At 64.3% G+C, this 24638-nt stretch carries 12 protein-coding genes; 9 read left to right on the top strand and 3 right to left on the bottom strand.

Annotation, left to right across the window (positions count from 1 at the left end; all coding sequences use genetic code 11):
• Positions 1-338 precede the first annotated feature (338 nt).
• From ISP15_RS14940 to ISP15_RS14955, 4 genes are all read left to right on the top strand, one after another.
• Positions 339-2315, top strand: a complete 1977-nt coding sequence (locus ISP15_RS14940; protein WP_404548437.1) for a CocE/NonD family hydrolase — start codon at positions 339-341, stop codon at positions 2313-2315.
• A gap of 247 nt (positions 2316-2562) precedes the next feature.
• The gene (locus ISP15_RS14945; protein ID WP_404548438.1) at positions 2563-3036 is read left to right on the top strand and encodes a GNAT family N-acetyltransferase; all 474 of its coding nucleotides are present in this window, start codon (positions 2563-2565) and stop codon (positions 3034-3036) included.
• A gap of 605 nt (positions 3037-3641) precedes the next feature.
• Positions 3642-5249, top strand: coding sequence for a flavin monoamine oxidase family protein (locus ISP15_RS14950; protein WP_404548439.1), 1608 nt, complete (start codon positions 3642-3644; stop codon positions 5247-5249).
• Complete coding sequence (locus ISP15_RS14955; RefSeq protein ID WP_404548441.1) at positions 5246-5680, top strand: c-type cytochrome; 435 nt, start codon at positions 5246-5248, stop codon at positions 5678-5680. The genes ISP15_RS14950 and ISP15_RS14955 overlap by 4 nt, the downstream gene beginning before the upstream one ends.
• Before the next feature lie 249 nt (positions 5681-5929).
• On the opposite strand, the gene ISP15_RS14960 is transcribed toward ISP15_RS14955, so the two are convergent.
• A complete protein-coding gene (locus ISP15_RS14960; protein ID WP_404548442.1) occupies positions 5930-6691 on the bottom strand; it encodes a SapC family protein in 762 nt (253 codons plus the stop codon).
• A gap of 256 nt (positions 6692-6947) precedes the next feature.
• Here ISP15_RS14960 and ISP15_RS14965 point away from each other — a divergent pair, with 256 nt between their 5' ends.
• From ISP15_RS14965 to ISP15_RS14975, 3 genes are all read left to right on the top strand, one after another.
• Positions 6948-7547 (top strand): HNH endonuclease, encoded by a 600-nt coding sequence (locus ISP15_RS14965; RefSeq protein WP_404548445.1) that lies wholly within the window; start codon positions 6948-6950, stop codon positions 7545-7547.
• Between the two features lie 139 nt (positions 7548-7686).
• Positions 7687-9477 carry a 1-deoxy-D-xylulose-5-phosphate synthase gene (gene dxs / locus ISP15_RS14970; RefSeq protein WP_404548447.1) on the top strand — a complete coding sequence of 597 codons (1791 nt, stop codon included), beginning with the start codon at positions 7687-7689 and terminating at the stop codon, positions 9475-9477.
• 215 nt (positions 9478-9692) lie between these two features.
• The gene (locus ISP15_RS14975; protein ID WP_404548448.1) at positions 9693-12293 is read left to right on the top strand and encodes an MMPL family transporter; all 2601 of its coding nucleotides are present in this window, start codon (positions 9693-9695) and stop codon (positions 12291-12293) included.
• A 160-nt stretch (positions 12294-12453) separates the two neighbouring features.
• Here the strand turns inward: ISP15_RS14975 and prmC are convergent, their stop codons facing one another.
• Both prmC and ISP15_RS14985 read right to left on the bottom strand, forming a co-directional pair.
• Positions 12454-13278: a peptide chain release factor N(5)-glutamine methyltransferase gene (gene prmC, locus ISP15_RS14980; protein WP_404548449.1), complete on the bottom strand. Its 825-nt coding sequence runs from the start codon at positions 13276-13278 to the stop codon at positions 12454-12456.
• 13 nt (positions 13279-13291) lie between these two features.
• On the bottom strand, positions 13292-15976 hold the full coding sequence (locus ISP15_RS14985) for a M1 family metallopeptidase (protein WP_404548450.1): 2685 nt from the start codon (positions 15974-15976) through the stop codon (positions 13292-13294).
• A gap of 143 nt (positions 15977-16119) precedes the next feature.
• Here ISP15_RS14985 and ISP15_RS14990 point away from each other — a divergent pair, with 143 nt between their 5' ends.
• A complete protein-coding gene (locus ISP15_RS14990) occupies positions 16120-16887 on the top strand; it encodes a response regulator transcription factor (protein WP_404548601.1) in 768 nt (255 codons plus the stop codon).
• Positions 16888-17299: 412 nt separating this feature from the next.
• Positions 17300-24538 (top strand): ESPR-type extended signal peptide-containing protein, encoded by a 7239-nt coding sequence (locus ISP15_RS14995; protein ID WP_404548452.1) that lies wholly within the window; start codon positions 17300-17302, stop codon positions 24536-24538.
• Positions 24539-24638: the final 100 nt, after the last annotated feature.

Below are 24638 nucleotides of genomic sequence, written 5' to 3' on the forward strand. Positions count from 1 at the left end.
CGACAGACAGCCAGTCTGCCTTCCTCGCTCCTCAAAGCCGGGTACATCCATGTACCCTCCCCGCGTGCGCCGACGAACCTATGGTCTGCGAACAGACAGAGCTGGTGACGCCTACGTAGCATTGATCAGAGCATCCCTAGGCAAGTAAAAGGCAAGCCGGGGCGATGCATCGAACGTCCTACTGGCAATGCGCGACGTCTTCGCAAGCCCGCCCCTCACCCCAACCCTCTCCCCAGCGGGGAGAGGGAGCCGCTCGACGCCAGCGTGGCTGGCACGACGCAGGCCCGGCCCTCGCTATTGCGGCTAGTCTATGAGCGCATATCCAACGGGGAGCCACCATGAAGTCGAGTCATGCCGCGACAGCCATACGCACGTTCAAACCCGCGCTGCTTGCGCTGCTGCTTAGCCTGAGCGCCGCCGCGCTCGCCATGGATGACGCGCCGCCGCAGCAATACCCGAACTATCCGAGCGAAACACCAACTCGCTTCACGCCGGCCACCGGCCGTTTCGATTATGTCGAACGCGACGTCATGATCCCGATGCGCGACGGCGTGAAACTGCATACGGTGATCCTGATTCCCAAGGGTGCCCATCACGCGGGCATGGTGCTGACGCGCACGCCCTACGACGCCAAGGAACTTACGCATCACGTCCTGAGCGGCCATCTTGGCCCCATGCTCGAAGGCTACGACAACGCCGCCGATGTCATGGTGGAGGACGGCTACATCCGGGTGGTGCAGGATATCCGCGGCAAGTACGGTTCCGAGGGTGATTACGTGATGAACCGGCCGATCCACGGTCCGCTCAATCCCACCCCGGTCGACGATGCCACCGATACTTACGACACCATCGACTGGCTGGTGAAGAACGTACCGGAGTCGAACGGCAAGGTCGGCACCATCGGTATCTCTTATGACGGTTTCGAACCCTTGATGTCGCTGGTACATCCGCATCCGGCACTGAAGGTCGCCGTGCCGATGAACCCGATGGTGGATGGCTGGATGGGTGACGACTGGTTCCATCACGGCGCCTTCCGCCAGCAGAACATGTCCTACATCTACGAACAAAGCGCCAGCCGCGACAACAGCTACAAATGGTGGACCAACTACCACGACGAATACGACCTGTTCATGCAGGCCGGTTCCGCCGGCGAACTCGGCCGCCAGTACGGCATGGAGCAGCTCGGCTTCTGGAACAAGGTGATCGCGCATCCGGCCTACGATTCATTCTGGAGCGACCAGGCAGTCGACAAGGTGCTTGCCGCACAACCGTTGAAGGTGCCGGTGATGCTGGTGCATAGCCTGTGGGACCAGGAGGATATCTACGGCGCGCTGGCCGTCTATCGCGCGATCAAGCCCAAAGACACGCGCGGCGACATGGTGAAGCTGGTGCTGGGGCCATGGCATCACGGCCAGGAAATCGAGGAAGGCAGCTCGCTCGGCGCAATCCGTTTCGGCAGCGATACCGCCAAATATTTCCGCGAACACATCCTGCGTCCTTACCTTGCGCAGTACCTGAAAGACGGCGCGCCCAAGGCCGATATCGCGCCGGTCACCGCTTTCCAGACCGGGAGCAACACATGGCAGCGGCTCGACCGCTGGCCGCTGGCCTGCGAGGACGGTTGCACCGCTAAAAGTCGCGCGCTGTATCTGCAAGCAGGGCAGAAGCTGAGCTTCAACGCACCGGCATCCGGCACCGCCTACGACGAATACATCTCCGATCCCGCACACCCGGTGCCGTTCCGGGCACGTCCGATCCAGCCCATCGGGTACGACAACGGCCTCACCTGGCCGCAATGGCTGGTGGACGACCAGCGCGAAGCATCCGGCCGCACGGATGTGGTCACCTACGTATCGGACGTCCTCACCCGGCCGCTGACCATCAGCGGCACGCCGGTGGTGCATCTGGTGGCCTCCACCAGCGGCACGGATAGCGATTGGGTCGTGAAGTTGATCGATGTCTATCCCGACCAGGTGGCCGCGCAGCCCGAGCTGGGCGGCTATCAGCTGGCCGTGGCCATGGATATTTTCCGTGGCCGCTATCGCGAAGGTTTCGACCATCCGCAACCGCTGGCCGCCAACCAGCCGCTGGCCTACCGCTTCGACCTGCCCACGGCGAATCATGTCTTTCTTCCCGGCCATCGGCTGATGGTGCAGGTGCAATCCAGTTGGTTCCCGCTGTACGACCGCAATCCGCAGACCTACGTCCCGAACATCTTCTGGGCCAAGCCCGGCGATTACCGGACAGCGACACAACGCATCTATCACTCGGCAGGCCAGGCCAGCTATATCGCGCTGCCGGTCATCAGCGATTGATCGCAGCATGCTTGGCTCCCTCTCCCCTCCGGGAGAGGGTTGGGATGAGGGGCGGCTCTTGCGTTGAACTCATCCAGCGAACGCGCCTCATTCAACACTGGCGCAAGATTGCCCCCTCACCTCGATCCTCTCCCCGGAGGGGAGAGGAGGAAAAGCAGCGTGCTCACGGCCGAACCATCCCAGGACTTCCTTACCCGGCCTCCTGGGTGTAGAACCGACCTACCCGTTCCTCCTGACCGTTCGACGCATGAGCGACCATCATTTCCTGATCCGTCTCGCCGAGGATGATGACGACTTCATCCTTGGCCTGGTTCCGCGCTTCGTGGATTTCCTCCTGCCTGCCTGGCGCAAGCGGCACGAATGTATCGAGGGTATCCGCAAGGACCTCAGTCGCCACTTGGACGAACAACCCGCCAACAGCTACGTATTCGTCGCCGAAAACGAAGACGGCGAGCGCGCAGGCTTCATCCACCTGCAGAAAACGCAGGATTACTTCACCGGCCGCACCAATTGCCATATCTCGGATATCGCGGTCGCCCCACGTCACGAAACCCAGGGCGTCGGCAAGGCCCTGATGGCGCACGCCGAGGCATGGGCGCGCGAGCACCAATGCCAGTTGATCACCCTGGCGGTGTTTCCTGGCAATGAACGTGCGCGTGCCCTGTACGAAGCCGCCGGCTATCAGGTCGACCTGCTGAGGCTGGCCAAGCCAGCGCATTAAGGATGCTCTGATCCATGCTACGCAGGCGGCATGATGTCCAGAAGGCTCGCAGAGTGTGTTGGGCGGCGCCGGAAAGACTGGCCGTCTTGCCAAGCCGCGCGGCGCACTCTGCGAGCCTTCTGGACATCACCCCATCGCTTTAAATTCAATATGTCGGGGCCAGCTCTGTCTGTCCGCATCCCTTCCTCGCTCCTCAAAGCCGAGTGCATCCATGCACTCTCCCCGCGTGCGGCCCGTCGTCTCGACAGACAGCCAGTCTGCCTTCCTCGCTCCTCAAAGCCGGGTACATCCATGTACCCTCCCCGCGTGCACCGACGAACCTATGGTCTGCGAACAGACAGAGCTGGTGACGCCTACGTAGCATTGATCAGAGCATCCTTAGGGCTGTCCACATCATCGGCGTAGCCCGCGTTAGCGTTGCGTGGCCGTCAGGTGGTAGTGCGTGATGCGGGCTTGGCTGGTTTGCCAAGACAAGCCGCGCTGCCCTTATTGCGCGTCGAGCCAGCGCCTCGCACGCTCGCCGCGCAAACGCGACATGCCTTATGTCACTGTCGCGAAGATGGCAGATGCGATGTGCTGGCGCTTTGGATTTCGACGGGATTGCCATGCAAGGGGAAGGTTCCGAACGGTCGATGACGCGCCGCGATCTGCTGCGCATGATCGGCCTGAGTGCAGGCGGCGCCGCGATGTATCAGGCGATGAATCGCCTCGGCTTTGCTGCCGACTCGCCGTACCAAGGCCCGCCCGCGCTGCAAGGCGCGCCACGCGGCACTTCCGTGCTGATCCTGGGCGCCGGCCTTGCCGGCATGGTGGCCGCCTATGAACTACGCCGGGCGGGCTATACGGTGCAGGTGCTGGAATACAACCATCGTCCGGGCGGCAGGAACTGGACCCTGCGCGGTGGCGACACGTATACGGAGCTGGGCGGCGACACGCAGCATTGCCAATTCGAGCGCGGGCTGTACTTCAATCCAGGACCGTGGCGCATTCCCTATCATCATCGCGGTCTGCTCGATTACTGCAAGAAGCTCGGCGTACCGCTGGAACCGTTCGTGCAGGTCAACTACAACGCATACCTGCATGGCGCCGATGCGTTCGGCGGCAAGCCGCAGCGCTACCGCACGATCAACGCGGATTACCGCGGCCACGTGGCCGAATTACTGGCGAAGGCGACCCGGCAAAGCCAGCTCGATGCGGCAGTGAGCAAGGATGATCAGGCACTGCTGCTCGATTCGTTGCGCCAGTGGGGTGCCCTCGACCAGAACTACGCCTATGCAGCGGGTGCCACGGCCAGCAATCGCCGCGGATACGACAAACCGCCCGGCGGCGGCCTTTCCGCCAAGCCGGTGGATTCTCGGCCGCTGCAACTGCACGACGTACTGGATTCACGACTCTGGTCGAACCTCACCGAAGGCGAGACATATGAATTCCAGACCACGCTGTTCCAGCCGGTCGGCGGCATGGGGAAAATCGGCGAAGCATTCGGCCGCGAACTGGAAGCAGTGATCCGCTACAACGCGAAGGTGACCGCCATCCAGCAGGACGAGCATGGCGTAACTGCCGTCTACGAAGATGCGCGCCATCCCGGTCGTTCGATGAAAGCACGCGGCGACTGGTGCATCTGCACGCTTCCGCTTTCCATCCTTAGCCAGATCCCGATGAATGTAGGCGCGTCCATGGCCGCGGCGATCGGAGCCGTGCCTTATGCGGCAACGGTCAAGATCGGCCTGCAATTCAAGCGCCGCTTCTGGGAAGAGGACGAAGACATCTACGGCGGCATTACCGCCACCGACCTTCCGATCAATACCATCAGCTACCCGAGCAACGACTTCAACAGCAGCGGCAAGGGCGTGCTGCTCGGCGGCTACCTCTGGGGCCTCAACGCCTACCAATTCACCGCCATGACGCCCGGGGAACGCATTCGCAGGGCGGTGGCATACGGCAGCCAGATTCATCCGCAATACAAGGCGGAATTCGAAAACGGCATGGCCGTGGCCTGGCATCGTGTTCCCTTCACCATGGGCTGCTTCGCCGCCTGGTCGGACGAGATGCGTGCCAAGCATTACCAAAACTTGTGCCAGGTCGACGGCCGCATCGCACTGGCCGGCGAGCACGCATCGTACCTGCCGGCATGGCAGGAAGGCGCGGTGACGTCAGCACTGGACGTGGTCGGCCGAATCCATCAGCGGATCGTCGCGGGAGCCTCGGCATGAATCGTCGTCATATCAGGCGTTCGGTCTGCGCGGCTGCGCTGTTCGCCTGCATCGGCATGCTGCATGCACAGTCCTCCGATCAAGGGCTCTACACCCGCGCAACGCTGAAGAATGCAAACGGCGAAGCCATTTTTCGCAGCATCTGCCAAGGCTGCCATATGCCCGACGCCAAAGGAGCCGTCGGCGCCGGCACCTATCCCGCGCTGGCCGGCGACCCGCGACTGGTGTCCGCACCTTACATGGCCGCGGTGATCCTGTTCGGACGGCACGACATGCCGTCTTTCGAAACCACGCCGGCATCCATCCGCAACTACGACGCCAAACTGAGCGACGCGCAGATCGCGGAAGTCGTCAACTACGTGCGCACGCATTTTGGCAATCATTACACCGATAGCATCAGCGCCGCCGAGGTTGCCGCCATGCATCCATAAGGGCATGGCGCCGTTGCAGCGGCCAGTCGCCGTATCGATTCACGCGGACAGTTCCCGGTCTCGGGCGGAGGAAGCAGCGTGTAACTTGCCATGTCATTCGGTCCACGCCTTGGAGGCCAGGGAACTCACGGTCCACGATCCGCCAGGCAATCGATTGCCGTTTGTCGGCACGATCAGCACCCTGGCAAATTCAAGGCAAAAAAGAAGCCGCCCATCGGCGGCTTCTTTTTAAACGATATTGGAAGGTCGTCAGTTCTTGGTAGCGTTCGCCGCCTCGACCTCTTCGCGCTGCGCCAGGCGCTGACCCACGCGATCGATGTTCGCCAGCGACAGCAGATGGGCGTAGATCCAACCCAAGGTGCCATCGGTGAGGAAGCGGTGCGTGGTTTCCGCGTCGAGCTTGCGCAGCTTTTCCTCGCTGACCACGAACAGGCCATTGAGGTTGAGCACGTTGCCGTTGCGCTGCAAGTGGATATTGCGCGGCTCAAGCAGGTCGTACTGCTGCAGATCGGCCATGAACTGCCTGGTGCGCGCCACGTGCTGCTGGAATTCGCCGAGGAAGTTCACGGCGTTCTTCAGCATGTCGGTTTCGGTGCCGTCGTCCTTGAACAGGCGCTCGCCCTCCTGGTCGCTGAAGCCTTCATAGCTTTCGTCGAGGAACACCGTGAAATCGTCACCTTCCGCGCCGGCCGGCTTTTCCGCCAGCACGAACGGATAGCGGCGCACGAAAGCAGGGATGTAGACGCCCGGCGCCCATTGGCCGTCGGTGTCCAGGAACAGGTTTTCATTCTGGCGCAAGCCGAGCAAGGCCATCGGACCGGCATTGGCCATGTCGGTGCCGGCGAACAGGATCGGGATATCGCGCGCCGCGACGGGAAATTCGGTGCAGGTCAGCGGCACGGAATGCACGCCGTGCGCGAATTTGAGGTTCTGCACGCCCTTGATGCGCAGATCCTTGTGGGCGGTGCGGTTGAGCGGCACCGGCCGTTCGTAGAAAAGTACTTCAGCCACGTTACTTACCTCTGCCCCGCCGTGCCGGGGCCGCCACCCAGGCTTCCCCTCCCAAACCCGGCGTCGGGTCTACAGATGAACAGCCACTATATCAGCGCGGGGTTCCCGGGGCGAATCAGTCCAGCCCTCGCTTTCGAGGCTCCAGCGGACTGTTTTTGCATGCGTTTTGCAATCGACTTGGTCTATGCTGCGGAAAAACCGAGCACCGTTGCATAGGATGGGGCGCTCTTTCGCTACTGGGTGAAGGACGAAACGCATGCTTATGGAAGTGCCAAATCGGGGCGACCTTAATTCGACCCGCGTGCTGTCGCTGGATGCCGCCGGCCGGATCCTTGACTGGATCAGCTGGCAGGACGCGGTCTGCCTATATGTCCGCGAGGCGGTCGCCTGGACCCTCGGCGATCCCTGCCTCACCGTGCACGGCGGGCATAATCGCAGCCTGGGCATGCAAAGCCGCATCGAGTTGCACCCCATCGTCGCCAGCACCGGCCACTGCCGCGACCACGCCATCGATCCGGCGCCCGCACTGACCAACAGCGCCCTGTTCGGCCGCGATCGCTACCTTTGCATGTACTGCGGCGAACGCTTCAGCCGCGGCGAACTGACCCGCGATCACGTACTGCCGATTTCCAAGCGCGGCCGCGACGAATGGGAAAACGTGGTCAGCGCCTGCCTGTCCTGCAATCTCAAGAAGAGCAACCGCACGCCGCAGGAGGCCAACATGCCGCTGCTGGCCGTACCTTACCGGCCCAGCTGGGTGGAGCACCTGATCCTGTCCAACCGCAATATCCTGGCTGATCAGATGGAATTCCTGGTCAGCCATCTGCCGCGGCATCGGCGCGAAGCCATGGCGTAAGCGGTTTTTACCGCTGCGCTTCATGCTGGCTTTTTGCGCCTGTTCGAGGCGGCCCACGCGCCGATGGAATGCGAACAGGCCGGACGGGCATAGCCGTGGCGCCCTTGCCCCTCCTCGAAGCAGGGCCAACAATACCCTGATGATCGATTTGTCTCGTTATCCCCTGTTGTCCGCGATCCAGGCGCCGGGCGATCTGCGCCGCGTCCCCGACAGGCAATTGCCGGCCGTTGCGGATGAGCTGCGCCGCTACCTGATTGAAGCCGTGGCCAGCTCCGGCGGCCATTTTGGGGCTGGCCTGGGCGTGGTGGAACTGACGGTGGCGTTGCACCGGGTATTCGACACGCCGAACGATCGGCTGATCTGGGACGTGGGCCATCAGTGTTATCCGCACAAGATCCTCACCGGTCGCCGCGACCGCATCACCACGATCAAGAAAAAAGGCGGATTGGCGCCATTCCCACGCCGCGAGGAAAGCGAGTACGACAGCTTCGGCGTCGGCCATTCGTCGACCTCGATTTCCGCCGCGCTGGGAATGGCGATCGCGGCGCAGCGCAAGGGCGATCCGCGCAAATTCGTGGCGGTGATCGGCGATGGCGCGATGACCGCCGGCATGGCCTTCGAAGCCTTGAACCACGCCGGCGACCTGGGCGCAAACCTGATCGTGGTATTCAACGACAACGGCATGTCGATCAGCGAGAACGTGGGTGGCCTGGCGCGGCGCCTGGAAAAGCGCGTCGAAGGCGTTTCCGTGCCGAGCACGATGTTCGAGGAACTGGGTTTCCGCTACAGCGGCCCGATCGATGGGCATGACCTGCCACGGCTGCTTGATGCCTTGCGCACGGTCAAGGATCTGCCCGGCCCGCAACTGCTGCATGTGATCAGCACCAAGGGCAAGGGTTATGCGCTGGCCGAACAGGCGCAGATCGAATACCACGCGGTCGGCCCGTTCGACCCGCGGGCGGGCGTGCTGAAGAAGGCGGGTCCTTCGAGGCCGACCTACAGCGATATTTTCAGCGACTGGCTATGCGATATGGCCGCCATCGACGAGCGCCTGTTCGGCATTACTCCAGCCATGCGCGAAGGCTCGGGCCTGGTGCGCTTTTCGCAGGCCTATCCGCAGCGCTATTTCGACGTGGCGATTGCCGAGCAGCATGCGGTAACGCTGGCCGCCGGCATGGCCTGCGAAGGCGCCAAGCCGGTAGTGGCGATCTATTCCACCTTCCTGCAGCGCGCCTACGATCAGGTGATCCATGACGTGGCGTTGCAGAATCTTGACGTGACCTTCGCCATCGATCGCGCCGGCGTGGTCGGGCCGGATGGCGCCACGCATGCGGGCAGCTTCGACCTGAGTTTCCTGCGCTGCCTGCCGAACATGGTGCTCATGGCGCCGGCCGACGAAGACGAATGCCGCCGCATGCTCACCACCGGCTTCCGCCATCCCGGTCCGGCGGCGATCCGCTATCCGCGCGGCGTCGGGCCTGGTGTGGCGGTGCGCAGCGAGCTTGAGGCACTGCCCATCGGCAAGGCCCAGTTGCGCCGCCGTGGGCGGTACCTGGCGATCCTGGCCTTTGGCGCCATGCTCGCCCCGGCCGCCGACATCGCGGCGGAATTCGACGCCACCCTGGTGAATATGCGGTTCGTAAAGCCGCTGGACGAGACCATGATCCTCGAACTGGCCGCCAGCCATGACGCCTTCGTCACGATCGAGGACAACGCCATCGCCGGTGGCGCCGGTTCGGGGATTGCCGAATGTCTGGGGGCACATGGCGTAACATTGCCGCTCCTGCACCTGGGCCTGCCCGATGCATACCTGGAACACGGCAGCCGCGAAGAAGTATTGAGCGACGCCGGACTGGACCTTCCCGGCCTCCGCAAGGCTATCCTGGCCCGCTTTCCACACGCGGGCCGTTTGAACCAGGCGGGCGCCTGAAGCACGAAGAACGTTGTTGAAAGTGCCGCAACCTGCGTTCCTGGCCCTTCAGGAACCAGGGCAAGAGGCGTGAATATGGCCTTTGCGCGCGCCCCTTCTCCCCCGCGAAAGCAGGGAGAGTCCATGGATGGACCGGCTCCCGGAGCCCACGTGAGGAGGCGGCCATGTTGGGCAATCCTGGTTTTTGCCACTTTTGATTGAGGACCGTTTGGCCCGTGACCGAATTTATCGTCCGTCTCGTCCAGTTCTGCCGGCGTTTCGCCGCTTTCGTCGTGCTGGTGTTCTTTGCGCTGGGGGCGGTCAGCATCTGGGTAGCCGCGCACCGCCTGGGCGTGGACACCAACACCGACAATCTTTTTGCCAGCAACCTGCCTTGGCGGCAGCATGCGATGGCCTTCGACCGCGAATTCCCGCAGTTCAACGATGTATTGGTGGCGGTGGTGCGTGGCGCGACGCCGGAGGAATCCGACGAAACGGCCGCCCAGCTGGCGAAGGCGATGGCAGCGGACAAGCAGCATTTCCGGGACGTGAGCCGTCCGGACGCCGATCCGTTTTTCCGCCAGGAAGGCCTGCTGCTGCTCGATCCGGATGATCTGTCCAAGCTGCTCACCTCGCTGATGAATGCGCAGCCCCTGCTCGGCCCGCTGGCGGCCGATCCGTCCGCGCGCGGGTTGTTGAACGGGGTATCGCTGATGGCGGCGGGCGTGCGTATCCAGCACGCCGACCTCAGCCCTTACAAACCGGCGCTGGATCAGTTGCGCCAGGTGCTCAACAACGCCGCCGACGGACACCCCACGCCGCTGTCCTGGCAAAACCTGCTCGGTTCCGACGTCACGCAGCAGCCGGACAACGTGCGCCTCGTACTTACCCATCCCGTGCTCGAAGAAGGTTCGCTGCAGCCGGGCCGCGCCGCCACCAAGGCCCTGGAACGTATCCGCGACACCCTGCCGGACGCGAAAAGCGGCCGCGTGCGCATCGACTACACCGGTTCGGTGGCGCTGGCCGATGTGCAATTCGGCGCGCTGACCAAGGGCATCGTCGCCAGCACCGTGGTAAGCCTGCTGCTGCTTGCGCTGTGGCTGTACCTGGCGATGCATTCGCTCCGCCGCATCATTCCGATCCTGCTGACCTTGCTGGTGGGCTTCGCGCTGACGATCGGCTTCGCCGCGCTGGCAGTGGGTACCTTGAACGTGATTTCGGTGGCGTTCGCCGTACTGTTCGTGGGCCTGGCGGTGGATTTCGGCATCCAGTTCGCGGTGCGCCTGCGCGAAATGCGCATGATCCATCCCGAGATCGACGTGGCGCTGGCCGAAGGCGCGCGCGTATCCGGCAGCCAGATCGCGGTCGCCGCCGCCGCCACCGCGTGCGGCTTCCTGGCGTTCTCGCCGACCAGTTTCGTCGGCGTCGCCGAACTTGGCACCATTGCCGGCGTCGGCATGGGCATTGCGCTGGTGTGTACGCTCACCCTGTTGCCCGCGCTGCTGAGCCTGCTCAAACCGGCGCGCCAGAGCAAGGAGCTCTCGCTACCCTTCGGCCCGCGGCTGGACGCGGCCTTGCATCATCGCCACAAGCCGGTATTGATCGTCTTCGCGATGCTTGGCGTGATCGGCCTGGTGGCGGCGGTGCGGATGCCGTTCGATGCCAACCCGCTCAATACGCAAGACCCGCACTCCGAGCCGATGCGCACCTTGCGCAGCATGGCCGACAATCCGATCACCAATCCCTTCAACATCAACATCATGGTGCCGACGCTGGAACGCGCACGCGCCCTGACCGACCAGCTGTCGAAGCTGCCGGAAGTATCCAGCGTGATTTCAGCCGCCACCTTCGTGCCGGCGGACCAGCAAGCCTCGCTCGACCAGTTGGACCAGGCGCAAGTGCTGATGCTGCCTTCGCTGGACGTCGACCCTTCCGCGCCGCCGCTGACGGCAGCGGCATTGCGCTCGGCCATTGCCGACACGCATGACGCCATCGTCGATGCCAATGCGCAAATGCCGGCCGATTCTCCGCTGCGCAGCATCGACGCCGCGCTGCAACGACTGGCCAAGGCGCCGGACGACCGGCTGCTGGCCATGAACGAAGCGGTGAGCCGTTTCCTGCCGGCGCAGCTGGCGAGCCTGCGCGATGCGCTCAACGCGAAAGCGGTCACCCTGGCAACACTGCCCGAGTCGATCAAGCGCGATTGGGTCAGTCCCAACGGCCAGGTGCGCATCCAGGTTTCGCCGACGGTCAACGAACAGGATACGGCGGGCTTGCGCCGCTTCGTGGAGGCCGTGCAGCGTATTGCACCGGATGCCGGCGGTCCGGCGGTGACCACCATCGCCTCGGCCGATACCATCATGCGGGCGTTCAAGCAGGCGGCCGTACTGGCCACCATCGCCATCGCCATCGTGCTGCTGCTGGTGATCCGCCGCCTGCAGGACGCGGGCATCGTGCTGTTGACGCTCGGCATGTCCGCCTTGCTCACCGCGCTGTTCGCGCGCCTGCTGGGCATGGCGGTGAACTACGCCAACATCATCGCGCTGCCGTTGCTGCTGGGCGTAGGCGTGTCATTCAACGTGTACTTTGTGATGAACTGGCGCGCGGGCATGCGGCGCTTCGTGAGTTCGGCGTCCGCGCGCGCGGTGCTGTTCTCGGCGCTGACCACCGGCACCGCGTTCGGCTCACTGGCGCTGTCGCACGATCTGGGCATGGCGAGCATGGGCCGCATGCTGCTGGTGAGCCTGGTGGCGGTATTGCTGGCTACCTTCGTTTTCCTGCCAGCCTTGCTCTATGCGATCAAGCCACCGGTGCAGGTCAGCGGCACCGGGCACTAGGCCTGTTTCCCGGGTTGGCGCGGTCGTGTACCTCCGTACACGACCCGGTGATGACGCCCGCTGCTGGAAAACAGACTCGACCCCCCGGATCAGCTTTGGTTTCGATCCCGGTGACCACTCGCCCCCGGGGCGAGAGTCACGCGAACCGTATGGCTTGCGCTTACGTCCACCGCGCCGCACTGACGCGGTCGCGCTGTTCCAGGTCGCGGGCGGTGAAGATGTCGGCGAAACCCGCGTTGCGCAGCAGCGCGCGCGCTGCATCGCCCTGGTTCCAGCCGTGTTCGAACAGCAGCCATCCGCCGGGCAGCAGATGGCGACGGGCTTCGTGCACGATGCGGCGAATGTCGTCCAGGCCATCGAACCCGGATGCCAGCGCACTCATCGGCTCGAAGCGCAGGTCGCCCTGCTGCAGATGCGGGTCGTCGCTCTCGATGTAAGGCGGGTTGGAGACGATCATGCCGAAACGCCGCTCGCCCAACGGCGAGAACCAGTCGCCCTTAAGGAACGTGACGTTATCGATGCGATGACGCGCTGCATTGCGTTGCGCCACCGCGAGTGCGTCGACGCTGATATCGGAAGCCACCACGCGCGCATGCGGGCGCTCATGCGCCAGCGCCAGCGCGATCGCGCCGCTGCCGGTGCCCAGGTCCAGCACCTCCGATTGCGCATCCGGCGGCAGGCGCTCCAGCGCCAGTTCGACCAGCAGCTCGGTTTCGGCTCGTGGCACCAGCGTCGCCGGCGTGACTTCCAGTTCCAGCGACCAGAAGCCGCGTCGACCGGTGATATAGGCAACCGGTTCGCCCTTCCCGCGCCGATCGATCAGCACCGCGTAGGCCGACGCATGTTCTGGTGAAAGCACATCCTCAGCATGGGCGATCAACCAACTCCGCGGCTGTTCCATGGCGTATGCCAGCAACACGTCCGCATCGACCCGGTCGCCGAGTCGATGCGTGGCCGCCAGCAAAGCTTCGCGTACCGTGGCCATGGCGTGCCGACGATCAGCGCAGGATGGCAGCAGGATCCTGCCTGGACTTCAGCGCCGCGCACAGCAACGTCTGTTCGCGCGTCTGCGCCAGGCCGCGATCCGCGCCGGAGATGTCCTTCAGACGCGGCGCGAAGTACGCCTGCAGGCGATCGGCTTCGGCCTTGGAGCAGCCGCCGCCACCAACCAGTCCCGGCAACATGCCGCCGGCAAAACTGCCGGTACGCGCCAGCACCTGCGGGTAGTGGCCGGTGAACCATGTCCACAGGCCGTTGCGCGCTGCGGGCGTGGCATGGCTGCCGCGCAGGATCATCGCCATCTCGCCCACCTTCACCTGTTGGCTCAGCGCGAAGTCGCGCACTTGATCGGCCAGCGCCGGATCTTCGACGGCGCTGAGGCCGGTCAGCATGGCATTGCGCAGGTCGGGACTGGTGGTCTTGGGCAACTCGGCAATCAAGGTGTCCACGGCCGGCTTGCCACGCTCCTGCACGGCAACGGCGAGCGCCATGCCGAGCAGATCCGGATTCGCCGCATCGAGGCTCAAATGCCCGTCAGCCTGTTTGGCAAGCGCGGCATCGCCTTGCTTGAGCAACGCGGCACGAACCTCCGGCACCTTGAACTCCAGGGCGAGCACATTGGCCAATTCGCTGCGCAACAGCTCGTCGGCGCTGTTCTCGCCGGGCTTGCGCTGATAACCCAGCTGCTGCATGCGCGGCAGATAAGCATCTTTCACCCAGGCCACTACCCTGGCGCGCTGCGCATCGGTAACGGCTTCGTTGCGGTAGATCCATTCGACAGTATCCAGCGGCGCGACCACCACATCGCGGGTCGCCACGCTGGTCAGCGGTTTCAATGCGGCCATCGCTTCGCCCGCATTCCATTGCGCCTTGCGGAATCCCGCGTCGATGCTGTCGGCATAGGCTAATTGTTCCTTGTCGTTCAGCGCGCCGATGTGCCGGGTAAGCTCGGCCCACTCCTGCTTGCCGAGGCTGAAACGGTAATAACCGCGCGCATCGGCATTAGGCATCACCCAGGTCGCTGCGGCGGCGTCCGGCAGCACCATGCTGCCGGTGGACTGGTCGAGCATCTGGCAACTGGTCTTGACGCCATCGGTAGCACCGTAGCGCACGCACACAGGAATACCCCAGGTACGATTCGTATTGCCGGTGCTGCCGAATGGCAGGTAGCGATCCTGGCTCAACTGCAGCACGGCCTTGCCGTTCTTCTGTTCCAGCTTCGCCTGTACGTAAGGCACGCCGGATTGGTCCAGGAAGCTGTCGAAGGCATGCTTGAACGTGCCGCCCTGGCCGGCCGCGGCAGCGATGGCGTCGACCAGGTCGCTGGCGGTGGCATTGCCGAACTTGTGCGCCTGGATGTACGCGCGCATGCCTTTCTGGAAAGTGCTCTCGCCAACATAACCTTCGAACATGCCGATCACCGCCGCACCTTTCTGGTAGGTGATGCCGTCGAACGCGGTCTGGATATCGCCGTTGCCGGTGATCGGCTGGCGGATCGTGCGCGCACTGGTGAGGCTGTCGTTCTGCATCGCCTTTTCCGCTCCGCTGACGCGATCCAGGTCGGCCCGGTATTCCGGATGCACCTTCATGGTGACTTTTTGCTGCATCCAGGTAGCGAAAGCTTCGTTGAGCCAGATGTCGTTCCACCATGCCAGCGTGACCGTATCGCCGGTCCACTGGTGCGCGAGCTCATGCGCGGTCACATTGAAGGAACCACGCACGTATTGCGCCGGCGAATCGGGATCGAGCAGCAGCAGCCAGTCGCGGAAGGTGACCAGGCCCGGGTTTTCCATGGCGCCGGCAGCGAAATCCGGCGCGGCGAGCAAATCGAGCTTGCCGAACGGATAACCGAAGCCGTAATAGTTTTCCAGTGTATGGATGATGCTTGGCGTTTCGCTCAGCACGTGCTGCATGCGATGCGCTTCGCCGTGCGCGGCAACACCGCGCAATGGCAGCACTTCGCTGCGGTAATCGTCCGGCGCGATGTCCGGGCCGTTCGCGATATCCCATGGACCCACCGCGAAGGCGACCAGGTAAGTCGGCAGCGGACGGGTCTGCGCAAAGGCCACGGTTTTCCAGCCCGGTGCTGCCGCCGTCTCGTTGATCTGCCTGGTGTTGGCGACCGCGGTGAGATCCGACGGAATGGTCAGCGTGAGGTCATACGGCGTCTTGAATCCCGGCTCATCGAAACCGGGAAAGGCGAAGCGCGCGCTGATCGGCTCCATCTGCGTCATCGCATACGGCACGCCGGCGTGGCTGACTTTGTACAAGCCTTGCAATTGCTGGTTGAGCGGTGCGGAGTAAGTAAAGGTCAAGCTCAACTGCTGCGGTTTCAGGGTGGCGCCGAAGTCCACGCGCGCCACGCCCTCCTTGGGCGCGGCGGCAACGTATTTGGCGTCGTGCGTGCTGCCGTTCGCTTCGGTGACGGTGACTTTGCTGACGCGAAGGTCCGCGCCATCCAGCCATACGTGATCCGCCGCCTGCTTCAAGTCGAGCTTGATGGTGGTGACGCCGGAAAATTCCGCCTGCGAGGGATCCACCTTGAAGGCAAGCTGGTACGACTGCGGCACCGCCCACGCCGGCAATCGGCCGTGCGGCGCCTGGTCATTGGGCGTCGCAGCAAACGCCCCAGCGCAGCAGCTGGCCAGTGCGGTGAAGAACAAGGGGCGGATAAAACGTTGCATGGCGAGCCTCGCTTACGGCGTCAAAAAGGAATGACGCTAGCCCACGTAGGCGCTTTGCCACAGTGCCATAGGGCATAGCCCTCTGATCGGAACGACCAGACCTGCATAAGCTTAATGCCGACTTACCTACGAGCGTCGTGTCGATGCTGGATCACCGGCCGCCAACTGCCTATTCCACCGCGCAGCCGGTGCATGTCTTCGTATTGGAAGACCATGAAGAACTGCGCCGGGAAGTTCTGCTGCCCGCGCTGCGCGCGCATGGCTTTCGCGTGCAGGGCGCCGCTACCGCCGCCGAGTTCTACCGCCTCATGCTTGCGCAGCGTTTCGATATCGTGGTGCTGGATATCGGCCTTCCCGACGAGGATGGCCTTGCCGTAGCGAAGCACCTGCGCTCCGTGTCGGACATCGGCATCGTGATCCTGACCGGGCACGAAGGACGGCATCATCATCTGCGCGCGTTGCAGAGCGGCGCTGATTTCTACCTCGTCAAGCCAGTCGACCTGGACCTGCTGGCCGCCACCGTGCAAAACCTCGCCCGGCGCCTGCCTGCGAGGCAAGTGCGCGATGCGGCGCCAATACCCATGCAGCCCTTGCGTTGGCGGCTCGAGGCCGGCGGCTGGCGACTGGTATCGCCGCGCGGGAAGGTCGTTGCGCTCACCGCAATGGAACAATGCATTGCAGCGACACTGGCCGCGGCGCACGGACAACCGGTATCGCGTGACGCATTGATTTGCGCGCTCAGCCAGAACGCCTGCGACTTTTTCGATCCGCATCGGCTGGAGATGACGATCCACCGCTTGCGCCGCAAAGCGCTTTCGATCGCCAATGAAATACTTCCGCTCGTCACTGTGCGCGGAAGTGGCTACATGCTTGCCTGTGACAGCGATTCGTCGATGACGCTGTCGTCATGACCTGTTCGAACCGGCAATAACGCCGAACAGCGTGTAAATCGTTTAACCATTTCGATGTAAGCCAATTCCTTCATGGAAACTCGATTCTCTTTCGGCACCGTGTCGTCCTGCGCGGCGAGAAAGCGCGCGCGCCGCATTTTCCGTCAATAACGAAAGCTTTCATCGCTCTAGCGTCGCGACCTGACGCAACGCACGCGAATGTGAGAAAGCGTGAGAGTCGGTGAGGTTGCGTGCGTGACACCCCCGCTCGGCGGAATCAATGCTCCGCGTAAGCGCGATCGCTCATCCCATCCCAGGACCAAGCGGCGCCAAGCGAAAAAAAACACGCAGTGGCTCTCATACAGACACCGCATCTCGACACCGCATGCACAGATCGATGCGCATGCGGCTCATGCACATGGAGAGGAAGGGAATGAACAAGATCTACAGCAAAATATGGAATGCCGCGCTCGGCATCGTCGTGGTCGCATCCGAACATGCAAGCAACAACACTGTCGTTATCGGCAGTCACGCGCGTACCGCGCGAGTCATCGCCCGCAGCACGCTCGCCGCAGTCATCGGGCTGATACTGCTGCCCTCCGTGGCGCGCGCGGATGTATGCACCGGCACCTTTGCAGCCGGCATGGAACCCATCGCCGCTTCCAACGCATTCGCTTGCGGCAGCCTGGCGCTGGCGAGCGGCAATTACGCCACGGCCATGGGCAATCGCTCACTTGCTTCCGGCGAGTACGCCACGGCATTTGGATATGCCGCCCAGGCGCGTGGCTCCCACAGCGTGGCCATCGGGCATGATGCCCTCGCTTCCGGCCTTTCCAGCGTGGCCATTGGCCGGGATAGCGAAGCATCGGCGGACAACAGCGTCGCACTCGGCCAGGGTTCGCTGGCGGACCAGGCCAACACGGTCTCGGTGGGCAGCGATGGGCACGAACGCCGCGTCACGCACGTGGCCGATGCCGTGGATCCCTATGACGCCATCAACAAGCGCCAGCTGGATACGCTGGCCGGCAGCGTGAGCGAAGCACAGCACTACTTCAAGGCCAGCGGCAGGCAGGACGGCAGCGACGATGCCCAGGTGAATGGCGACAACGCCGTAGCCGCCGGCGCGGACAGCCTGGCCAACGCCAACGCCGCCACGGCCGTGGGCAACCAGGCGATCGCCTTCGGCATTGGCAGCTCCGCCTTTGGGCAGAATGCGGTGGCCTATGGCGACGCTTCCGTTGCCGTCGGGCAACGCGCCGCCGCATGGGGCTTCGGCAATATTGCCTTGGGCGCTTCTGCCCTGGCCGACGCGGACCAGGGTGCCACCGCCCTGGGTACGCTGAGCGAAGCATCGGGAACCGGATCCACGGCGCTCGGCAGCGCGGCCAGTGCCATCGGCGACGAAAGCCTCGCCGCGGGCTTCGGCGCCTCCGCCTATGGGGAAGCAAGCGTAGCGCTCGGCCAGGACAGCCAGGCATTGGCGGATAACAGTGTCGCACTCGGCCAAGGCTCGCTGGCGGACCAGGCCAATACCGTCTCGGTAGGCAGCGATGGGCACGAACGCCGCATCACCCACGTGGCCGATGCCGTGGATCCCTATGACGCCATCAACAAGCAGCAGTTGGATGCCCTGGCCGGCAGCGTGGGCGGGGCGCAGCATTACTTCAAGGCCAGCGGCAAGCAGGATGGCAGCGACGACGCGCAAGTGAACGGCGACAGCGCCGTAGCCGCCGGCGCGGACAGCCTGGCCAATGCCAACGCCGCCACCGCCGTGGGCGCCCAGGCGGTCGCCTTCGGCATTGGCAGCTCCGCGTTTGGACAGAATGCGCTGGCTTTTGGCGATGCCTCCGTCGCCATCGGACAAAGCACCCTCGCATGGGGCTTCGGCAACACGGCCCTGGGGGCCTCGGCCGTGGCCGACGCAGACCAGGCTGCGACCGCATTGGGCGCGCTTAGTGAAGCATCGGGTACCGGCTCCACGGCAGTCGGCGGTGCTGCCAGCGCCATCGGCAATGGAAGCCTCGCGGCCGGCTTCGGCGCCAACGCCTACGGCGAAGCGAGCGTCGCCAACGGCGCCTACAGCCTTGCCGCCGGTACGTTCAGCGTGGCCACCGGGCATGATGCAGCGGCCGTCGGTAACGCCGCCATCGCCATCGGCAATGAGTCTGCCGCACTGACCGACGGCACTGTAGCGATCGGCGGCAACAGCAAGGCGGATGGCTATCAAGCACTCGCGGTCGGTGATCAGGCCAAGGCCGAGGGCGATTTCGCCATGGCACTGGGCGGCAGCAGCTATGCACGGCAACCAGGTGCGACGGCCATCGGCAATGGCGCTTCGGCAGACGAACTGTTCAGCACGGCAGTCGGCTTTGGCAGCGTTGCCTACGGCAGTAACAGTGTCTCGCTCGGCGTCAACGCGCAAAGCCTGGGCAGCTCGAGCATTGCCATTGGCAGTTCGGCGATGAGCGCCGGAGCCTATGCCGTAGCCATTGGCGGCAATGCGCAAACCAATGGCATTGGCAGTACCGCGATTGGTTTCTTCGCCGAGGCAAGCAACTACCAGAGCACTGCCCTTGGCACCTTTGCCACGGCCAGCGGCGTAAACAGCACTGCCGTCGGCCTGGGCGCTACCGCCGAAGACTTCGCCACCGCCACCGGCGTGAACAGTTACGCCGAAAGCAGGGGCACGGCCGTGGGCGTCAATACCGCAGCCGGCGTCGCGGGCAGCGCATTCGGCATGGAAAGCTGGGCTCAAGGCGAGCAAAGCACCGCGCTCGGCTACAACGCCTGGGGGATCAGCGACAATTCCACCGCCGTGGGCGCGAATGCATGGGCGCAGGGTGAAAACAGCGTTGCGCTCGGCCAGGGATCCTTGGCCGAACGTCCCAACTCGGTGTCGGTCGGCGCGGCACATGATTGGCAAGGCCTGGACGGCACCGGGTTCAAGGCCATCGATCGCCAGATCACCAATGTCGCTGCCGGCACCGAACCCACCGACGCCGTCAACAAGTCGCAGCTGGATGAAGTGGTCGATGTCGCCAACTCAACCCATCGCTATTTCGCGGCCAACGGCAAAAACGACGGTACGGACGATGCACTGGCCGTCGGCGACAACGCCATCGCCATCGGCGCCGACAGCCGCGCCAATGCCAATGACAGTATCGCCATGGGCCACGCAGCAACGGCCGATGGACTACGCGCGATCGCCATCGGCCAGGACGCAGTCACCAACGCCGACGATGCGGTTGCCATCGGCAATCAGGCAGCAGCCGCCGGCGCAGATACGGCGGCCCTCGGCAACCGCGCGCGCGCCAGCGGCACCGGCAATACGGCCATCGGCGCCCGGAGCCTTGCTGACGGCGAAGAACTCGCCAGCGCTTTCGGCGCCGGTGCGCACGCGGCCAAGACGGCGACGACGGCCATTGGCAGCCAAAGCACTGCCCTTGCCGACAATAGCGTGGCGCTAGGTACCAATGCCTATGTCGGCGAAAGCGGTTTCGGCGGTGCCGCCCTGGGCACGGAAGCCTCGACCCTCGGGCGCTTTGGGGTCGCCATGGGTTCATTGAGTTCCGCCTACGGCGATGGATCGGTCGCCATCGGCGGCGTGTACGAGGAGAACTTCCGCAATACCTCGGCGTCGGGCCGGTACAGCACCGCGCTGGGTGCCGGCGCGATGGCGGTCGCCGACGGCGCCACCGCGCTCGGCGCGAACGCGACAGCGGGCGGCGCCGATTCCGTAGCCCTCGGCAACAACTCGCTGTCACTGCGCGACAACTCCATCGCCGTCGGCAATGAACTGACCGGCACCACCCGCCAGATCACCGGCGTAGCCGCGGGTACCGAAGCCACCGATGCCGTGAACAAATCGCAGCTCGATGCGTTGAGCGGCAGCGTAAGCGACGCGCAACACTACTTTGCAGCCAACGGCAAAAACGACGGTACGGATGACGCCGTAGCCGACGGCGCATATGCCACCGCATCCGGCGCGGGAAGCGCGGCACACGGCGACAAGAGCGTGGCCATGGGCAATAACGCCAACGCCAATGGCACGCAGAGCATCGCCATCGGCGATTCGTCTATCGCTGATGGGCAATCGGGGATCGCGCTTGGCCCGCACGCACAAGCGAACGGTGATCTATCCGTGGCCCTTGGCTACCAGTCGCGCGCCGCGTATGGCTCGCTCGCCCTGGGCTCCTTCGCGCAAGCAACCGGCGAGGTATCGATGGCGTTCGGTCCGCTGGCAGCTGCCGTGGGGCATGGCTCCATGGCGTTCGGCGGACTGGCTCACGCGAGCGGCACTAATGCGGCGGCCTTGGGCACCGGCGCCGGCGCTTATGGCGAAGGTTCGATAGGCCTGGGCGCGTACAGCGATGCCGGCGTCGATCATTCGGTGGCCTTGGGCGATTACTCGGTTGCCGATCGCGCCAACACGGTTTCAGTCGGCAGTGCCGGCGCGGAACGCCAGATCACCAACGTGGCCGCAGGCACAGCGGACACCGATGCGGTGAACATGGGCCAGCTGAAAGACGCCACGGCAAGCTCCAGCCATTACTTCAAGGCGAATGGCGACGGTAACGATGACGCTGTCGCCGATGGCCAGTACGGCACCGCCGCAGGCTCGGGCAGCTACGCCATGGGCACGGGCGCATCGGCCTTCGGCAGTGGCGCCAATGCCATCGGTCAATTCAGCACTGCATCGGGCTACGGCAGCAATGCGATCGGCGACGATAGCGTGGCCGTCGGTGCGGGCGCTGCAGCGAACGATAATCAGACGACCGCGATCGGTGCAAATACCGAAGCCACCGGCGTGCGCAGCGTGGCAGTCGGTAACCGTGCCGCCGCGATTGCGCCGCAAGCAACCGCCATCGGCAGCGACGCGCTTGCATCGGGTGAATACACGCTGGCCGCAGGCTTCGATGCGGTATCGCGTGGCGCAGGCTCGGTAGCGCTCGGCGCCTACAGCCGTTCGATCGGCGATTTGAGCGTGGCATTGGGTAACGGCAGCGACGCCGATGGCTTCGGCGGCACGGCGCTGGGTACCGGCGCCTGGGCCGTCGGTGACGAAACTACCGCGCTGGGCCATGCTTCCACCGCGTATAGCCCCGGTTCCACCGCGCTCGGCTTTCGCGCAACGAGCTATGGCACCTATAGCCTTGCGCTCGGCACCTACAGCCGCACGCTGGGCGAACAAAGCGTCGCGATCGGCTTCGGTAGCAGCGCGGTTGGCGACAACAGTGTGGCCCTTGGCAGCGGCGCGATAGCCGAGCGCGATAACGCCGTATCGGTAGGTAGCGCCGGCGCGGAACGCCAGATCACCCACGTTGCCGACGCCACGGAAGACAACGATGCGGTGAACCTTGGCCAGCTGAAGGAGGCCACTGCCGGCACCAACGCGAGCAACCATTACTTCAAGGCGAATGGCAACGACGACGGCTCGGATGATGCATTGGCCGACGGCGCCTATGCGACTGCCGCGGGTTCCGGCAGCTATGCCAAGGGCACGGGTGCCTCGGCTTTCGGCAGCGGCGCCAACGCCATCGGCGATTTCAGCACCGCGTCCGGTTATGGCAGCAGCGCCGTGGGCGATGACAGCGTGGCGGTAGGCAGCGGCGCCAATGCCAATGCGTCGAGCACGATCGCGCTGGGCGCCAACGCGGCAGCAAATGGCGTGATGTCCAATGCGGTCGGTGCGGGCTCGTCCGCCAACGGTGATTATTCGCTGGCCATGAACGGAGGTGCCGTCGGCAACGGCGCCAACTTCGGCACCGCCATCGGTTACGGCTCCTATGTCAGCGAGGGCTCGCTCAGCTCGATGGCACTGGGTCCCGCAGCCTCCGTCATCAACGGTGCGCAAGGCGCGATCGCCGTGGGCGCCAACGCCATCGCCGCAAACCATTTCGCGGTCGCCCTGGGCGGATACGGCGTGTTCTTCGACCAGACCACCGGCACCATCCATCTCGGCGGCGCGCTCGCAACGGGATTGAGTGCAGTCGCTTTGGGTGGCGCTTCACAAGCCACGGGTGACGAAAGCGTCGCCATCGGCACCGGTGCCAGCGCTGCGGGGAATCGTTCCGTCGCCCTGGGCGCGGGAGCAGGCCTCGATGGCCTCACCGATCAGAGCGTCGCCATTGGCGAACTGAGCAAGGTCAGCGGTGCGAATGCTGTCGCGCTGGGCGCCCTGTCGGTCGCCGACCGCGACAACAGCGTCTCGGTGGGAAGTGACGGGGCGGAACGCCAGGTCACCCATGTAGCCGCTGGCACCGAAGCAACCGACGCGGTCAACCTGTCGCAGTTGAATGCAGTGGCCGATGCAGGCGCCCCGACCAATCGTTACTTCAAGGCCAATGGCAAGAATGACGATACGGACGACGCACTCGCCGGCGGCGTGCAGGCGGTAGCCAGCGGCGCCAACGCCAAGGCAACGGCCGATGGTTCCGTAGCCCTGGGTGGATGGAGCACGGCCTCCGCAGTGCAAAGCACCGCGGTGGGTTTCAGCGCCAACGCCAGCGGCAATGCCAGTCTCGCACTGGGCGCCTACAGCACCAGCCTGGGCTACAACAGCGTTGCCCTGGGTAACGGCAGCATTGCGGATCGCGACAATGCGGTTGCGGTGGGTCGTACCGGTGCGGAACGCCAGATCACCCACGTAGCCGCCGGCACCGCGGACACCGACGCCGTCAACCTGGCCCAGCTCAAGCAGATCGGCATGACCGACGGCAACGGCAGTTTGCTGCAGGCCGTGACCTATGACGGCGGCAGCAATATGGACAGGATGACCTTCGGCGGAACACACGGCACGACGCTCTCTAACGTCGCAGCGGGTATCCAGGGTAGCGATGCGGTCAATGTCGACCAGTACAACTCGCTGGCCAGGACGATCGGCGGGGGCGCCGCCATCGGTGCCGATGGGTTGATGAGCGCACCCATCTTCAACATCCAGGGTGCCAGCTATGGCAACGTCGGCGACGCCTTCGGTGCCGTGGACAGTGCGGTTACCGCATTGGGCAACCGGGTGGGCTCGCTGGAATCGAAAATCGGCTCCTCGGATTCCGACGGTTCCGTCCGCCATCCAGAACATGGCCATCACCACGGCAATGGCGATGCAAACGGCAACCCTTCGAACACCGTTGCCATCGGCACCGGCTCCATGGCGGATCAGCCAAATGCCGTATCGGTCGGCAGCGCCGGCAACGAGCGCCAGATCACCAACGTGGCCGCGGGCGTGAATCCCACGGATGCGGCAAACGTAAGCCAGGTGACTGCCGCTACCCAGCAAGCCATCGATGCGGCACAGGCCTATGCCGACAACGGTGACGCGCAGACGTTGAGCAAGGCCAATGCCTATACCGATTCGAAACTGGCCAACACCGTAAGCAGCGATGACTTCAACGCATTCCGCGACTCGGTGAACAACCAGTTCCACGCCGTCAACCAGCGCCTGAATCGCGTGGGCGCCATGAGTACGGCGATGGCCGGCATGGCCGGCGCCATTGCCGCGGCGCCCGGTACCGACAACCGCATCAGTGCGGCGGCCGGCACGTATGGCGGCGAAGGTGCCCTGGCGGTTGGCATCTCTCGCCGTATCGGCAGCAACGGCGCGGTGCTGGTCGGCGGCTCGGTGTCCGGCGGCGGCGAAGCCAGCGGCACGGTCGGCGTCAGTTTCGGCTGGTAACGGTTCGCGCCCTGTCCTGCTTCCGGGACAGGGCGCGCTTTGCGCGCCACGCCAGTGTGGCGCTGATTTCCTTTCATCCATCCGGGGCGCGGAAGCCCCG

Source organism: Dyella jejuensis (assembly GCF_044904675.1).
Classification (GTDB): Bacteria; Pseudomonadota; Gammaproteobacteria; order Xanthomonadales; family Rhodanobacteraceae; genus Dyella_B; species Dyella_B jejuensis.

Coding starts and splice junctions, on each gene's coding strand:
- ISP15_RS14940 (WP_404548437.1), top strand. CDS start 339: ATGAAGTCGAGTCATGCCGCGACAGCCATACGCACGTTCAAACCCGCG.
- ISP15_RS14945 (WP_404548438.1), top strand. CDS start 2,563: ATGAGCGACCATCATTTCCTGATCCGTCTCGCCGAGGATGATGACGAC.
- ISP15_RS14950 (WP_404548439.1), top strand. CDS start 3,642: ATGCAAGGGGAAGGTTCCGAACGGTCGATGACGCGCCGCGATCTGCTG.
- ISP15_RS14955 (WP_404548441.1), top strand. CDS start 5,246: ATGAATCGTCGTCATATCAGGCGTTCGGTCTGCGCGGCTGCGCTGTTC.
- ISP15_RS14965 (WP_404548445.1), top strand. CDS start 6,948: ATGCTTATGGAAGTGCCAAATCGGGGCGACCTTAATTCGACCCGCGTG.
- dxs (WP_404548447.1), top strand. CDS start 7,687: ATGATCGATTTGTCTCGTTATCCCCTGTTGTCCGCGATCCAGGCGCCG.
- prmC (WP_404548449.1), bottom strand. CDS start 13,278: ATGGCCACGGTACGCGAAGCTTTGCTGGCGGCCACGCATCGACTCGGC.
- ISP15_RS14985 (WP_404548450.1), bottom strand. CDS start 15,976: ATGCAACGTTTTATCCGCCCCTTGTTCTTCACCGCACTGGCCAGCTGC.
- ISP15_RS14990 (WP_404548601.1), top strand. CDS start 16,120: ATGCTGGATCACCGGCCGCCAACTGCCTATTCCACCGCGCAGCCGGTG.
- ISP15_RS14995 (WP_404548452.1), top strand. CDS start 17,300: ATGAACAAGATCTACAGCAAAATATGGAATGCCGCGCTCGGCATCGTC.